The organism is Pseudomonas sp. Sample_20 (assembly GCF_004307585.1).
Taxonomy (GTDB): domain Bacteria; phylum Pseudomonadota; class Gammaproteobacteria; order Pseudomonadales; family Pseudomonadaceae; genus Aquipseudomonas; species Aquipseudomonas atacamensis.
In genome coordinates, this window is sequence record NZ_RCOA01000024.1 from 13,990 (window position 1) to 29,084 (window position 15,095).

At 61.8% G+C, this 15,095-nt stretch carries 12 protein-coding genes; 8 read left to right on the forward strand and 4 right to left on the reverse strand.

Annotated features, from left to right (window positions below):
* Positions 1-11: 11 nt before the first annotated feature.
* Positions 12-1,529 carry an MDR family MFS transporter gene (locus D8U70_RS06615; RefSeq protein WP_071173411.1) on the forward strand — a complete coding sequence of 506 codons (1,518 nt, stop codon included), beginning with the start codon at positions 12-14 and terminating at the stop codon, positions 1,527-1,529.
* Positions 1,530-1,661: 132 nt separating this feature from the next.
* Here D8U70_RS06615 and D8U70_RS06620 read toward each other — a convergent pair whose 3' ends face one another.
* From D8U70_RS06620 to D8U70_RS06635, 4 genes are all read right to left on the reverse strand, one after another.
* Entirely contained in the window at positions 1,662-2,510 is an 849-nt protein-coding gene (locus tag D8U70_RS06620) for a cache domain-containing protein (protein ID WP_122706482.1), read from the reverse strand.
* Between the two features lie 249 nt (positions 2,511-2,759).
* Positions 2,760-3,617: an ATPase gene (locus tag D8U70_RS06625; RefSeq protein ID WP_076563987.1), complete on the reverse strand. Its 858-nt coding sequence runs from the start codon at positions 3,615-3,617 to the stop codon at positions 2,760-2,762.
* A gap of 116 nt (positions 3,618-3,733) precedes the next feature.
* Positions 3,734-4,726, reverse strand: coding sequence for an NAD-dependent epimerase/dehydratase family protein (locus D8U70_RS06630; RefSeq protein ID WP_073471899.1), 993 nt, complete (start codon positions 4,724-4,726; stop codon positions 3,734-3,736).
* A 99-nt stretch (positions 4,727-4,825) separates the two neighbouring features.
* Positions 4,826-5,713, reverse strand: a complete 888-nt coding sequence (locus D8U70_RS06635; RefSeq protein WP_076563989.1) for a LysR family transcriptional regulator ArgP — start codon at positions 5,711-5,713, stop codon at positions 4,826-4,828.
* 96 nt (positions 5,714-5,809) lie between these two features.
* Between D8U70_RS06635 and D8U70_RS06640 the strand changes: the two genes are divergently transcribed.
* From D8U70_RS06640 to D8U70_RS06670, 7 genes are all read left to right on the forward strand, one after another.
* Positions 5,810-6,412 carry a LysE/ArgO family amino acid transporter gene (locus tag D8U70_RS06640; RefSeq protein WP_016773432.1) on the forward strand — a complete coding sequence of 201 codons (603 nt, stop codon included), beginning with the start codon at positions 5,810-5,812 and terminating at the stop codon, positions 6,410-6,412.
* A gap of 176 nt (positions 6,413-6,588) precedes the next feature.
* A complete protein-coding gene (locus D8U70_RS06645; protein ID WP_016773431.1) occupies positions 6,589-7,185 on the forward strand; it encodes a Fe-Mn family superoxide dismutase in 597 nt (198 codons plus the stop codon).
* Between the two features lie 329 nt (positions 7,186-7,514).
* On the forward strand, positions 7,515-9,566 hold the full coding sequence (locus D8U70_RS06650) for a bifunctional diguanylate cyclase/phosphodiesterase (RefSeq protein ID WP_073473122.1): 2,052 nt from the start codon (positions 7,515-7,517) through the stop codon (positions 9,564-9,566).
* 146 nt (positions 9,567-9,712) lie between these two features.
* Positions 9,713-11,065 (forward strand): imelysin family protein, encoded by a 1,353-nt coding sequence (locus tag D8U70_RS06655; protein ID WP_130928514.1) that lies wholly within the window; start codon positions 9,713-9,715, stop codon positions 11,063-11,065.
* 276 nt (positions 11,066-11,341) lie between these two features.
* Positions 11,342-12,769, forward strand: coding sequence for a di-heme oxidoredictase family protein (locus D8U70_RS06660; protein ID WP_130928515.1), 1,428 nt, complete (start codon positions 11,342-11,344; stop codon positions 12,767-12,769).
* 27 nt (positions 12,770-12,796) lie between these two features.
* Positions 12,797-13,861, forward strand: a complete 1,065-nt coding sequence (locus D8U70_RS06665; protein WP_122507745.1) for an imelysin family protein — start codon at positions 12,797-12,799, stop codon at positions 13,859-13,861.
* Between the two features lie 14 nt (positions 13,862-13,875).
* Positions 13,876-14,976, forward strand: a complete 1,101-nt coding sequence (locus tag D8U70_RS06670; protein ID WP_071173419.1) for a DUF1513 domain-containing protein — start codon at positions 13,876-13,878, stop codon at positions 14,974-14,976.
* The last annotated feature ends 119 nt before the right edge of the window (positions 14,977-15,095 follow it).

Sequence of the window (15,095 nt, forward strand, 5' to 3'; positions counted from 1 at the left end):
GCAGGTTTTCCGTGACCACTCTCAATCAGCCTGAAACGCCCAAACCGGCCATTCGCAGCGTGCTGGTCGCCTTGATGATGGCGATCTTCCTCGGTGCGCTGGACCAGACCATCGTCGCCGTGTCGATGCCGGCGATCTCCGCGCAATTCAAGGACGTCAGCCTGCTGGCCTGGGTGATTTCCGGCTACATGGTGGCGATGACCGTGGCGGTGCCGATCTACGGCAAGCTCGGCGACCTGTACGGGCGACGCAAACTGATGCTGTTCGGCATGGGCCTGTTCACCCTCGCCTCGCTGTTCTGCGGCATGGCGCAGAGCATGGAACAGCTGGTGCTGGCGCGGATCCTTCAGGGCATTGGCGCCGGCGGCATGATCTCGGTGAGTCAGGCGATCATCGGCGACATCGTCCCGCCGCGTGAACGCGGCCGCTATCAGGGTTACTTCAGCAGCATGTACGCCGTGGCCAGCGTTGCCGGTCCGGTGCTTGGCGGCTACATGACCGAATACCTGTCGTGGCGCTGGGTGTTTCTGATCAACCTGCCGCTGGGCCTCGGCGCCTGGTGGGTGGCTCGGCGCAATCTGCGCGGCTTGCCGATTCCGCAGCGTAAACCGGTGATCGATTACCTCGGCACGGTGCTGATGATCATCGGCCTGACCGCGTTGCTGCTCGGCATCACTGAAGTCGGCCAGGGTCATTCATGGCGCAGCAGCGAAGTGCTCGGCCTGTTCGCTTGTGCCGTGGTGGTATTGGCGCTGTTCGTCTGGCATGAGCGCCGGGCGCGGGAGCCGTTGCTGCCGATGCACCTGTTCGCCAACCGCAATGCCCTGTTGTGCTGGTGCACGATTTTCTTCACCAGTTTCCAGGCCATTTCGCTGATCGTGCTGATGCCGCTGCGCTTTCAAAGCGTCACCGGCGCTGGCGCCGACAGCGCGGCGTTGCACTTGCTGCCACTGGCGATGGGCTTGCCGATCGGCGCCTATTTCGCCGGCCGCCGCACCTCGATCACCGGACGCTACAAACCGCAGATTCTCACCGGGGCGATCCTCATGCCGATCTCGATTCTCGGCATGGCCTTCAGTCCGCCACAAGCAACGCTGCTCAGCGGTCTGTTCATGTTGCTCAGCGGCATCGCTGGCGGCATGCAGTTCCCGACCTCACTGGTCGGCACGCAAAACTCGGTGGAACAACGCGACATCGGCGTCGCCACCAGCACCACCAACCTGTTCCGCTCACTGGGCGGTGCGGTGGGCGTGGCGCTGATGTCGGCGCTGCTGCTGGCGTTGCTGCACGATTCCAGCTTCGCCCATCTGGCAAACAGTTCGCTGATCAGCGAGGGGCATTCGGGCAACGTTCTGCTCGATGGCCTGAACGCAGCCCCCGGCGAAGCGCAGAACGCTTTGCGCGCGGAGCTGCTGGTGACCTTCCGCCACTTGCTCTGGGTCAGCACGGCAGTGTCGTTGCTGGGGCTGGCAGCGGCGATTGCCATGCCGAACAACCTGCTGCGCGGGCGGGAGCACGGCGCGAAATGAGCCTTTTGCGCTGATCGTTCCCACGCTCTGCGTGGGAATGCCTCAACGGACGCTCTGCGTTCGGCCTTGGATGGGACGCAGAGCGTCCCGGGCTGCATTCCCACGCGGAACGTGGGAACGATCATCGCGCGCTCAAGGGCTGTAGTAACCTACCGCGACGAGGAAGTGCCCGACCTTTTTCAGGTACGCATGCTTGTCCTCGATCTTGCCGGTCACCGGGTTTTTCCAGCGGTATTCGTATTCGCCTTCATCCTGTTTGCCGATCAGCGCCAGAATCGGCTCGCCCACCGGTTTGCCTTCCGGATCCTTGACCTTGCCAAAATCAGTGTTGATCAAGCGTAGATTGGTGCCGTGGGCGACATACCGCTGGTTGTTCAGATCGACCACGAAGACATACAGGTCATCCTGCAGATATCCGCCCTTGAGCGAGTTGATCGCAACCAGCGTGCCCTTCTCGTCCTTGCTCAGATCCGTCGCGGCTTTGTCCAGCAAGGCCTTGGCCTGCTCAGCCGAAGCCCGTGGCAAGTAGTAACCCACCGCGAGAATGCGCTGCCCGACGCGCTGGTAGAACACATGCTTGCGCTCGACCTTGCCGTCGGCCCAGTTCTGCCAGCGGTATTCGGCCTGCTGGATACCGTTGCCTTCCGGCACTTTCAACGCATCCTTGAACGCCTTCTGCAGATCCGGCCCGAGCACTTCGCTGACATCGCGGCCGATCAGCGCCGATGACGGCCCGCCACTGGCAAGCATGACGCCTTTGGTGTCGAGGACGAACACGTAGCGATCCTTGTCGACGAACTCACCCTGGCGGCTGAAGGCGGCGAACGCCTTGTCACCATTGTCGTGGTAGTAGGCCAAGGCTTTTTCCAGCAGGGCAATGGCGGCCTGACTGTCATCCTTGGCGGCGGTGGCGGCGCTGGCCTGGCCGAAGCCGGCCAACAACATCAGGCCGAGCCAGGCCACTTTATGCAAAAACCCCATAGCGCATCCCTCGTTCTTTTTGGTGTTTCAAGAGCGTAGACGGCTTGGGCTGATGTACGAGTATTCAGAATGATGCAGGGGATTACAGGCCGCTGTGGTGAGGGTATTTATTCCCGTTCGGCGGCGCAGCCGGCGCATCCGGCTGACGCGTTTTACCTGAAGATCAGGACTGCCAGCCTTGGGGCTGCTTCGCAGCCCAGCGGGGATAAATCCCCTCGCCACAAAGCCCTCCAGGCAACAGATCAGTCGCTACGGGCGGGAATTGATCTGCTGCTGGAGATTCTGGATCTGCGCCTGCAAGGTATTCAGGTTGCGGGTCATCTGCGCGCGGAATGCATCGAACTCGGCAGTATTGCCGCCACCCTGTGGCGCTGCCGGGCGGTTGTCCTGCTGACTTTTCAGCACCACGATGTCCTGCTCCAGACGATCGATCGCCGCGCTCGGATTGCCCTGTTTCTTCAGCGCGGCGATATCCGCGCCGAGGCTTTTGAATTGGGCATCGAAAGCTTTCAACTGCGCATCGACCTTGCTGGTATCGGCCGGGGTGCTTTTAATGGTCGCCAGCTCGGCGCTCAAGGCTTTGACCTGAGCCTGCAACTGCGTATTGGCGTTCTGTTGTTCGGTGGTCTGCGCGGTCATCTGCGCCAGACGCTTGTCCAGTTCGCTGGCCTGCCCGGCCACGCCTTGCTGCTGCTTGCTCTGGTCGAGCAGCTTGCCTTCGAGTTGCTTGATTTGCAGCTTCAGCGCTTCGCTGTCGCTGCTGACGTTGCTCTGGCTGGCGACGACCTTGCCGGAAATATCCTGCAGGCGCCCCGCCGCTTCTTCGCTGATGCGGGCGAAGCTTTCCTGGGTGGCGACCAGTTGCTGCTCCATCAGCGAGATCTGCTGGAAGCTCCACCAGGCCAGACCGATGAAGGCAAAAAACAACGCGCCGACCAGCGCCCACAGCGGCCCGGTGCTGGCGGCCTTGACCTTGACCACTGGCGCGCTGCGCGAATGCACGGAAGTGCGGGGGCCGGGCGCGATGTCATCGTCATCGAACGGGTCGGCGCGCAGGCTTGGCACGTTGTCGAAATCGTCGTCGTGGGCATCGTTTCGCATGGACATTGAGGCAACCTTTGGCAAACGCGGTGATGGCTAAATGCTGCGAAGTATAACCGCCGCAGCCGCAGGCATTGACCCTCAACCCGCAAGGCGGTTCATTGCCGCCCGGCCGAATCGTTTCAACGGATGTCCTGGGCTTTCCACCACGCGCAGAACTCATCGAGGGCCGCCCACAGGCTGACTTTCGGATCGTAGTCGAGATAATGCCGGGCGCGGCTGATGTCGAGGGTGAAGTTTTTTTTCATGACCTGCATGCCCAGGCGCGACAGGGTCGGCTCAGGGCGTCCCGGCCAGAGCATGCACGCGCCTTCGTTGAGCGCCGCGACGCTGTACGCGAGACCGTAGGAGCGATATTTGCGCACCTGATCGACGTCCATCCGCCGCATCACGTAATTGACCACATCCCACAGCGGCACCGGCGAACCGTTGCTGATGTTGTAGGCCTTGCCCAGCGCCGAACCTTGCGCCAACAGGCTGCTGAGCATGGCTTCGTTGAGATTTTGCACGCTGGTGAAATCGACCTTGTTCAAGCCGTCGCCGATGATCGCCAGCCGGCCCTTGCGCTGCATCTTCAGCAGGCGCGGGAAGATGCTCATGTCGCCGGCACCGGTGACGAAACGCGGGCGCAGGGCGATGGTTTCCAGACCGAATTCCTGGGCACCGAAGACTTTCTGCTCGGCCAGATATTTGGTCGCGGCGTAGGGATGCTTGAAGCGTTTGGGCACTTGCTCTTCGGTCAGACCGAGATGGTCGCGGCCATCGAAATAGATCGACGGCGACGACAGATGCACCAGCCGCCGCACCCGCTGCTTGAGGCACGCTTCGACGACGTTTTCGGTGACTTCGACGTTGCCCTGATGAAAGTCCTGATAACGCCCCCACACGCCAACCGCACCGGCGCAATGCACCACGGCTTCGACGTCACGGCACAGGTCGTGCACCAGATCGGCGTCGGTCAGATCGCCCGGCACGAACTCGGCACCGCGGCGCACCAGATGCTCGACGCTCTCGGCCCGGCGACCGTTGACCCGCACTTCAAGGCCCTGCTCCAGGGCGAAACGCGCAAAGCGCCCGCCAATAAAGCCGCTGGCGCCGGTAACCAAAATCTTCATCAAAAACTCCAGGGAAGCAGCTGCAAGCTTCGAGCTTTCAGCTGCAAGTTGAAACGGTGCGTGTTCTTGCCGCTTGCAGCTTGACGCTTGTTGCTGCGTTCAAGCCACTAGCCATTGCTTTGAGGAGCGCAGCAGTTGTTCGGTCAGTAGATTGAGCAACTGGCCGCCATTGCGCCAATGATGCCAGTACAGCGGCACGTCGATCGGTTTATCTGGCAGCAATTCGCGCAGCACCCCGCGTTGCAATTGCTCGCGCACCTGCAACTCTGGCACCAAGCCCCAGCCCAGACCGGCTTCGGTCAGGCGAATGAAGCCTTCGGAAGACGGGCATAAGTGATGCTCGAACGCGCCGTCGACGCCCAACAGCGCCAGATAGCGATGCTGAAGGAAATCGTCCGGGCCGAACACCAGCGCCGGGGTGCGCGGCAGCTGTTCGGCGCGTACGCCATCGGGAAAATGCCGGGCGATGAAGGCCGGACTGGCCAAGGCGCGATAACGCATGGCGCCGAGCAATACGCTGCGTGCGCCGGCCACCGGCCGCTCGCTGGCGCACAGGCACGCAGCCACTTCACCGGCACGCATGCGCTTGAGGCCGACGGTCTGGTCTTCGACGATCAGGTCGAGCAACAAATGCTGCTCGGCGCAGAAATCGCCGACGGCCTCGGCCCACCAAGTGGCGAGGCTGTCGGCGTTGAGGGCGATGCGCAGGCGATCGGGCAGGCCTTCTTCGTCCAGCGCCGGCACCACTGATTGCAGGTCGCGCTCGAGCAGACGCACCTGCTGCACATGGTTGAGCAAGCGTCGGCCGATCTCGGTCGGCGATGGCGGTGTTTCACGCACCAGCACTGGCTGGCCGACCCGCGCTTCAAGCAATTTGATGCGCTGGGAGATCGCCGACTGCGACAGGCCCAGCACCTGTGCGGCGCGATCGAATCCGGCCTGCTCGACCACAGCGGCGAGCGCGGAAAGCAATTTATAGTCGAACATCAGTTTTCCTAATGGGCGATCAGCACTATTGGTTTTTCTTATACAGCGTCACACCGGAGAATAGCCAGCAAGCACTCTCTTTCAAGGATCTCTCCCATGTGGCAAAGCTACGTAAACGGCCTGCTGGTGGCGTTCGGCCTGATCATGGCGATCGGCACGCAGAACGCTTTTGTCCTGGCGCAAAGCCTGCGCCGTGAACACCATTTGCCGGTGGCGGCATTGTGCGTGGTGTGTGACGCAATTCTGGTCGCGGCCGGGGTGTTCGGCCTGGCGACGATCCTCGCGCAGAACCCGACCCTGCTGGCGATCGCCCGTTGGGGCGGCGCGACGTTTCTGATCTGGTACGGCAGCCAGGCGCTGCGCCGGGCCTGCTCGAAACAGAGCCTTGAGCAAGGCGAAAACCAGACCGTGCGTTCGCTGCGCGCAGTGATGCTTAGCGCCCTGGCGGTGACCTTGCTCAACCCCCACGTTTATCTGGATACGGTATTGCTGATCGGCTCGCTGGGCGCGCAGCAATCGGTGCCGGGCGCTTATGTGGTCGGCGCGGCGAGTGCATCGTTGCTGTGGTTTTTCACCCTGGCCCTCGGCGCGGCGTGGCTGGCACCGTGGCTGGCCCGCCCGAGCACGTGGCGCATTCTCGATCTGGTGGTGGCGTTGATGATGTTCGCCGTGGCCGCGCAGTTGATCATCGCCGGATGAATAATTGCCAAAGGCTCTGGAACCTCTATCCCACACAGTTGTTGCGTGGTTAAGGCGTGACCCCGGTGCTATGATCCGAACCCTGCGCCGCAAAGAGTAAAAACTCGCCGGTGCATTTCCGGCCGCCCGTGATCGGCCTTGCGCTCACCGCAACAGACCTGATTAGGAGAATCATCATGGCTTTCGAATTGCCGCCGCTGCCTTACGCACACGATGCCCTGCAGCCGCACATCTCCAAGGAAACCCTGGAGTTCCACCACGACAAGCACCACAACACCTACGTCGTGAACCTGAACAACCTGGTGCCAGGCACCGAGTTTGAAGGCAAGACCCTGGAAGAAATCGTCAAGACTTCTTCGGGCGGCATCTTCAACAACGCCGCTCAGGTCTGGAACCACACCTTCTACTGGAACTGCCTGGCGCCAAACGCCGGCGGTCAACCAACCGGCGCCCTGGCAGATGCCATCAACGCAGCGTTCGGTTCGTTCGACAAGTTCAAGGAAGAATTCAGCAAAACCTCGATCGGCACCTTCGGTTCCGGCTGGGGCTGGCTGGTGAAAAAGGCTGACGGTTCCCTGGCCCTGGCCAGCACCATCGGCGCCGGCAACCCGCTGACCAGCGGCGACACCCCGCTGCTGACCTGCGACGTCTGGGAACACGCTTACTACATCGACTACCGCAACCTGCGTCCGAAGTACGTTGAAGCGTTCTGGAACCTGGTCAACTGGAAGTTCGTGGCCGAGCAGTTCGAAGGCAAGACCTTCACCGCTTAAGCTTCGCGCCAGACGAGAAACCCGGCTTCGGTCGGGTTTTTTTATGCCCGGCGCATGGCGTTTCTCGCACGATAAAAGCAGCTTCGCGCCGTTTGCCGCCAGCCCCCAGCCGACTACCATCACAGGCAAGAAAAAATCTTTGACCCAGTGCTCAAGTTGAAGGCAACTGCAACCGACACAGTTAATTCAGAGCTATTACTCAAATGACGACATTGCGGCCAGGATCACGGCGACTTTTCCCGTGCCCGATTGTCCCTTTGACTGCCAACCCGGGATTGCCAATACTCATGGCAACTTGACGCTACCCGCACGGAACAAGGAATAACCCTTTGAAGCTGGAACTCAAGAACAGCTTGTCGGTGAAGTTGCTCCGGGTCGTGCTCCTGTCGGCATTGATCGTAGGCGTAGTCTTGAGCTGCGCGCAGATTGTCTTCGATGCCTACAAGACCCGTCAGGCGGTTGCCGGCGACGCCGAGCGCATCCTCGACATGTTCCGCGATCCATCGACCCAGGCCGTGTACAGCCTGGATCGGGAAATGGGCATGCAGGTGATCGAAGGGCTGTTCCAGGACGACGCCGTGCGTCAGGCCTCGATCGGCCATCCCAACGAAGCCATGCTGGCGCAGAAATCCCGCGAGCTGCAGCATTCCAACAGCCGTTGGCTGACCGACCTGATTCTTGGCCAGGAACGCACCTTCACCACGCAATTGGTCGGCCGTGGCCCCTACAGCGAATATTACGGCGACCTGAGCATCACCCTCGACACCGCCACTTATGGCGAAGGGTTTATCGTCAGCTCGGTGATCATTTTCATTTCCGGGGTGTTGCGGGCACTGGCGTTGGGCCTGGTGCTGTATCTGGTCTATCACTGGTTGCTGACCAAACCGCTGTCACGAATCATCGAGCACCTCACCGAGATCAACCCCGATCGTCCCAGCGAGCACAAGATTCCGCAGATCAAGGGCCACGAAAAAAACGAACTGGGCCTGTGGATCAACACCGCCAACCAGTTGCTCGAGTCCATCGAACGCAACACCCACCTGCGCCACGAAGCGGAAAACAGCCTGCTGCGCATGGCCCAGTACGACTTCCTCACCGGTCTGCCGAACCGCCAGCAATTGCAGCAGCAACTGGACAAGATTCTCGTCGATGCCGGCAAGCTGCAGCGCCGCGTCGCGGTGTTGTGCGTCGGCCTGGATGACTTCAAGGGCATCAACGAGCAATTCAGCTACCAGACCGGTGACCAATTGCTGCTGGCCCTGGCCGATCGTTTACGTGCCCACAGTGGTCGTCTTGGCGCGCTCGCTCGCCTCGGCGGCGATCAGTTCGCGCTGGTGCAGGCCGACATTGAACAGCCTTACGAAGCAGCAGAACTGGCGCAAAGCATTCTCGATGACCTCGAGGCGCCCTTCGCCCTCGACGATCATGAAATCCGCCTGCGCGCGACTATCGGCATCACCCTGTTTCCGGAGGACGGCGACAGCACCGAGAAGCTGTTGCAGAAAGCCGAGCAGACCATGACCCTGGCCAAGACCCGCTCGCGCAATCGTTATCAGTTCTACATCGCCAGCGTCGACAGCGAGATGCGCCGTCGTCGCGAGCTGGAAAAAGATTTGCGCGATGCGCTGATCCGCGACCAGTTCTACCTCGTCTATCAGCCGCAGATCAGCTATCGCGATCACCGCGTGGTCGGCGTCGAAGCGCTGATTCGCTGGCAACATCCGGAACACGGTCTGGTGCCGCCGGACCTGTTCATTCCGCTGGCCGAACAGAACGGCACGATCATCGCCATCGGCGAGTGGGTGCTCGATCAGGCCTGCAAGCAATTGCGCGAGTGGCACGATCAGGGTTTCGTCGATCTGCGCATGGCGGTCAATCTGTCCACCGTGCAACTGCACCACGCCGAGCTGCCGAGGGTGGTCAACAACCTGTTGCAGATGTACCGCTTACCGCCGCGCAGTCTGGAACTGGAAGTCACCGAAACCGGCCTGATGGAAGACATCACCACCGCCGCCCAGCATCTGCTCAGCCTGCGCCGCTCCGGTGCGCTGATCGCGATCGACGACTTCGGCACCGGCTACTCGTCCCTCAGTTATCTGAAAAGCCTGCCGCTGGACAAGATCAAGATCGACAAGAGCTTCGTTCAGGACCTGCTCGATGACGACGATGACGCGACCATCGTTCGCGCGATCATTCAACTGGGCAAGAGCCTGGGCATGCAGGTGATTGCCGAAGGCGTGGAAACCGCCGAGCAGGAAACCTACATCATTTCCGAGGGTTGCCACGAAGGTCAGGGCTACCACTACAGCAAACCGCTGCCGGCGCGGGAGCTGGGTATTTACCTCAAGCAGGCGCAACGCAGCAACGCGGCGATTCTCTGAAAGCGAGAGATCGCGCCATCACACCTGCCTAAATAAGAAATATTTCCAAGCACGCCTTTACACATAATGCGAAAGATTTGCATTATGTCGCAGTTTTGCGCGCCACCGGCGCCAGTCCACTCAACTACCGAAGCAGGATGTTCGCCATGATTCGTATGCCTCTGGCTACCGCCAGTCTGCTGGCCATCGCTATTTCCCTCGCCGGTTGCGGCGAAGGCAAGGACAAAGAAAAAGCCTCCGAAATGACTCCGGCTTCCAGCAGCGCTGCTCCAGCCCCTGCCGCTGCACCTGCTCCTGCCGCCGGTAAAGTTGACGATGCCGCCGCCAAGGCTGTGGTCGCGCACTATGCCGACATGGTCTTCGCCGTTTACAGCGATGCCGAATCCACCGCGAAAACCCTGCAGAGCGCGGTCGACGCGTTCCTCGCCAAGCCGAACGCCGACACCCTCAAAGCCGCCAAGGCTGCCTGGGTCGCCGCACGCGTGCCGTACCTGCAGAGCGAAGTATTCCGCTTCGGCAACACCATCATTGACGATTGGGAAGGTCAGGTTAACGCCTGGCCGCTGGACGAAGGCCTGATCGACTACGTCGACAAATCCTACGAGCACGCACTGGGTAACCCGGGCGCCAGCGCCAACATCATCGCCAACACCGAAGTGCAGGTCGGCGAAGACAAAGTCGACGTGAAAGAGATCACCCCGGAAAAACTCGCCAGCCTCAACGAGCTGGGCGGTTCCGAGGCGAACGTTGCCACCGGCTACCACGCGATCGAATTCCTGCTCTGGGGCCAGGATCTGAACGGCACCGGCCCTGGCGCTGGCAACCGTCCGGCCTCGGACTATCTGGAAGGCGCCGGCGCCACCGGTGGTCATAACGAGCGTCGTCGTGCCTACCTGAAAGCCGTGACCCAACTGCTGGTGAGCGACCTGGAAGAAATGGTCGGCAACTGGAAGCCGAACGTGGCCGACAACTACCGCGCCACCCTGGAAGCCGAGCCAGGCGAAACCGGCCTGCGCAAAATGCTCTTCGGCATGGGCAGCCTGTCGCTGGGTGAACTGGCGGGCGAACGCATGAAGGTTTCCCTGGAAGCCAACTCCCCCGAAGACGAGCAGGATTGCTTCAGCGACAACACCCACTACTCGCACTTCTACGACGCCAAAGGCGTGCGTAACGTTTACCTGGGCGAGTACACCCGTGTTGACGGCACCAAGATGACCGGCGCCAGCCTGTCGTCGCTGGTGGCCAAGGCCGATCCGGCTGCCGACACCGCGCTGAAAGCCGATCTGGCCGCGACCGAAGCGAAGATCCAGGTCATGGTCGATCACGCCAACAAGGGTGAGCACTACGACCAGTTGATCGCTGCCGGCAACACCGTTGGCAACCAGGTGGTTCGCGACGCCATCGCCGCGCTGGTCAAGCAGACCGGCTCGATCGAAGCCGCTGCCGGCAAACTGGGCATCAGCGACCTGAACCCGGACAGCGCCGATCACGAATTCTGATTGCAGCGTCCGCTCAAAAAGAGGCGACCTTCGGGTCGCCTTTTTCATTATTGGCACACCACTATCCCTGTGGGAGCGAGCCTGCTCGCGAAGGCTTGATCCGGCGCAGCATTTTCAGCGCGTCGGGCGCCGCTTTCGCGAGCAGGCTCGCTCCCACAGTGTTGGCATGCGCTTCAAGGCTTGCGCGTTATCAAGCAAACGATAATTCCTCTTATTCAAACTCCCCCGCCCTGTTAGACTTTGCGCCTTTGTTTTCGCCCGTTTGCAGGATGTCTGATGCTGTCGTTGCCGCTTCGCTTGTCCGCACTGTTGCTGGCCCTGGGCCTGAGTGCCTGCGATGACGCCCCGCGTTTCACCAAGGCCGAGCCGGGGGAAGCGCGTTCGGGCGGTGCGGCGACTGTGCGCAAGAGCGATCAGAACGCCTTCTCCCTGCCATCGGCCAACCTGCCGCCGTCGCGGCGCGTGGACTTCAGTGTCGGCAACAGTTTCTTTCGCAGCCCGTGGGTGATCGCGCCGTCGACCACCACGGCGCGCGACGGCCTCGGCCCGCTGTTCAATACCAACGCCTGCCAGAACTGCCACATCAAGGACGGTCGCGGGCATCCGCCGGCACCTGATGCAAGCAATGCAGTGTCGATGCTGGTGCGCCTGTCGATTCCCGACGCGCCGCAATACGCCAAAGTCATCGAACAGCTCGGCGTAGTGCCGGAGCCGGTGTATGGCGGGCAGTTCCAGGACATGGCCGTGCCCGGCGTCGCCCCGGAAGGCAAGGTGCGGGTCGACTACACGCCGGTGCCGGTACGCTTCAAGGACGGCACTGAAGTCGAGTTGCGCAAACCGACCCTGCAGATCACTCAACTCGGTTACGGCCCGATGCACCCGGACACGCGTTTTTCCGCGCGGGTGGCGCCGCCGATGATTGGTCTGGGCCTGCTCGAAGCCATCCCTGAGCAAGCGATCCTCGCCAACGCTGCCGCGCAAGCCAAGGAGAACAACGGCATCAACGGCCGGCCCAACCGTGTCTGGGATGACCAGTTGCAGAAAACCGTCGTCGGCCGGTTCGGCTGGAAAGCCGGGCAGCCGAATCTCAATCAGCAGAACGTTCACGCGTTCTCCGGTGACATGGGCCTGACCACCAGCCTGCGGCCGTTCGACGATTGCACCGAGGCGCAGACTGCCTGCAAACAGGCGCCGAACGGTAATGGCCCGGACGGCGAGCCGGAAGTCAGCGACAACATCCTGCGGCTGGTGCTGTTCTACAGCCGCAATCTCGCAGTGCCGGCGCGCCGTGGCGTCAACGATCCACAGGTGCTGGCCGGCAAGAATCTGTTTTTCCAGGCCGGTTGCCAGTCGTGTCACACGCCGAAATACACCACTGCCGCCGATGCCGCCGAACCGGAATTGGCCAATCAGGTGATTCGTCCATACAGCGACTTGCTGCTGCATGACATGGGCGAAGGCCTGGCGGACAACCGCACGGAATTCAAGGCCTCCGGCCGCGACTGGCGCACCCCGCCGTTGTGGGGGATTGGTCTGACGCAAGCGGTCAGCGGTCACACCCAGTTTTTGCATGACGGCCGCGCACGCAACCTGCTCGAAGCGGTGCTCTGGCATGGCGGCGAAGCGACGGCGGCGCAGCAGCAGGTTTTGTCTTTCAATGCCGAGCAGCGCGCTGCGTTGCTGGCGTTTCTGAACTCACTTTAAATACTGAAAAAACATCGGGAGCCCGACATGTTCCGTCCCAAGTTACTGTTCACCAGCCTTGCCGCGCTCGCCCTCGGCGCCTGCTCGCCGCAGGACCCGCAAGCGGTCACTTCGGCGGCGATCGCCAAATCGGTGATCCTGCCGACCTACACTCGCTGGGTCGAAGCCGACAAGCAACTGGCAGTCAGCGCCCTCGCCTACTGCCAGGGCAAAGAGACCCTGGAAACCGCCCGTGCCGATTTCCTTCACGCGCAGAAAGCCTGGGCCGAACTGCAACCGCTGCTGATCGGTCCGCTGGCCGAAGGCAATCGTTCGTGGCAAGTGCAGTTCTGGCCGGACAAGAAAAACCTCGTCGGCCGTCAGGTCGAGCAACTGGTCGTCGCCCAGCCGCAGATCGACGCCGCCGCGCTGGCCAAATCCAGCGTCGTGGTGCAGGGACTGTCGGCTTACGAATACATCCTCTTCGACGCCAAGCCTGACGTCGCCAACGATGCGCAGAAAGCCAAGTACTGCCCGCTGCTGATCGCCATCGGCGAACGCCAGAAGCAACTGGCCGAAGAGATCCTGCAGGGCTGGAACAACACCGACGGCATGCTCGCGCAGATGAGCAAGTTCCCCAACCAGCGCTACGCCGACTCCCACGAAGCGATCGCCGATCTGCTGCGCGTACAAGTGACGGCACTGGATACCCTGAAGAAAAAACTCGGCACGCCAATGGGCCGTCAGAGCAAAGGCGTGCCGCAGCCGTTCCAGGCGGATGCGTGGCGCAGCCAGTCGTCGCTGACGGCGCTGGAAGCCAGCCTTGCCGCCGCCAAAACCGTCTGGGAAGGCGTCGACAACAAAGGCCTGCGCGGTCTGCTGCCGGCCGAGCAGAAGCCGTTGGCCGACAAGATCGATGCCGCTTACGCCGCTTCGCTGAAACTGTTCGACAGCACCCAGCGTTCGCTCGGCGAAATGCTTGAAGACGACGCCGGTCGCCAGCAACTCAACGATATCTACGACAGCCTCAACGTCGTCCATCGCCTGCATGAAGGCGAGCTGGCCAAGGCGCTGGGCATCCAACTGGGCTTCAACGCCAACGACGGTGACTGATGAGGGCGAGTGCCATGCTGCGACGTCAGGTTCTGACTTTAGGTAGTGCACTGCTGGGAGCAGTGACGCTGGGCGGCTGGACGCTGTTCAAACGCAAGGATCAGAGCCCGCTGTTGCTGTCGGCGCGCGACGATACTGACGGCAAGCATTACGCCGTCGGCTATCGGCTCGACGGTACGCGGGTGTTCGCTACCCACGTCGGCCAGCGTTGTCACGACATCATCAATCATCCGACGCAGCCGCTGGCGCTGTTCGTTGCGCGACGTCCGGGAACCGAGAGTTACCTGATCGACCTGCGCGACGGCACGTTGCTGCAGACCGTGACCTCGCAGCCGAACCGGCACTTCTATGGCCACGCCGTGGTGCACAAGGACGGCGAATACCTGTATGCCACCGAGAACGACACGAGCGATCCCGGCCGTGGCCTGCTCGGCGTGTACAAATTCGAGGGCGAACGGCTGGTGCACACAGGCGAGATCTCTACCCACGGCCTCGGCCCGCATCAGGTGTCGTGGATGCCCGACGGCGAGACGCTGGTGGTGGCCAACGGCGGGATTCGCACCGAGGCGGAGAGCCGCGTCGATATGAACCTTAACGCCATGGAGCCAAGCCTGGTGCTGATGCAGCGCGACGGCACATTGCTGAGCAAGGAAACCCTCGCCCAGCAGATGAACAGCGTGCGCCACCTGGGCATCGCCAGTGACGGCACCATCGTCGCCGGCCAGCAATTCATGGGGCCGTCCCACGAGCGCTCGGAGCTGTTGGCGATCAAGCGACCCGGGCAAGCGTTCGTGGCGTTCCCGGTAGCGGAAGATCAGTTGCAGGCGATGGGGCACTACACCGCCAGCGTCGCGGTGCACAGCGACCTGCGTCTGGTCGCGTTGACAGCGCCGCGCGGCAATCGCTTCTTTATCTGGGATCTGGACAGCGGCGAACTGCGCCTCGATGCGCCTTTGCCTGATTGCGCCGGCGTCGGTGCGGTAAAGGATGGCTTTGTCGTGACTTCGGGTCAGGGCCGTTGCCGTTACTACGATTGCCGGCAGGAACAGCTGCTGGCCAAGCCGCTGGAATTGCCGGCGGGGCTCTGGGACAACCATCTGCACTTGATGGCCTGATACCCGCTCATTTTTGAGATGGCCCCCCATCCTGTGGCGAGGGGATTTATCCCCGTTGGGTGGCGCAGCCGCCCTTAAAACTGCAATTGCGGTATGACTGAAGGATTCAGGGGGCCGCT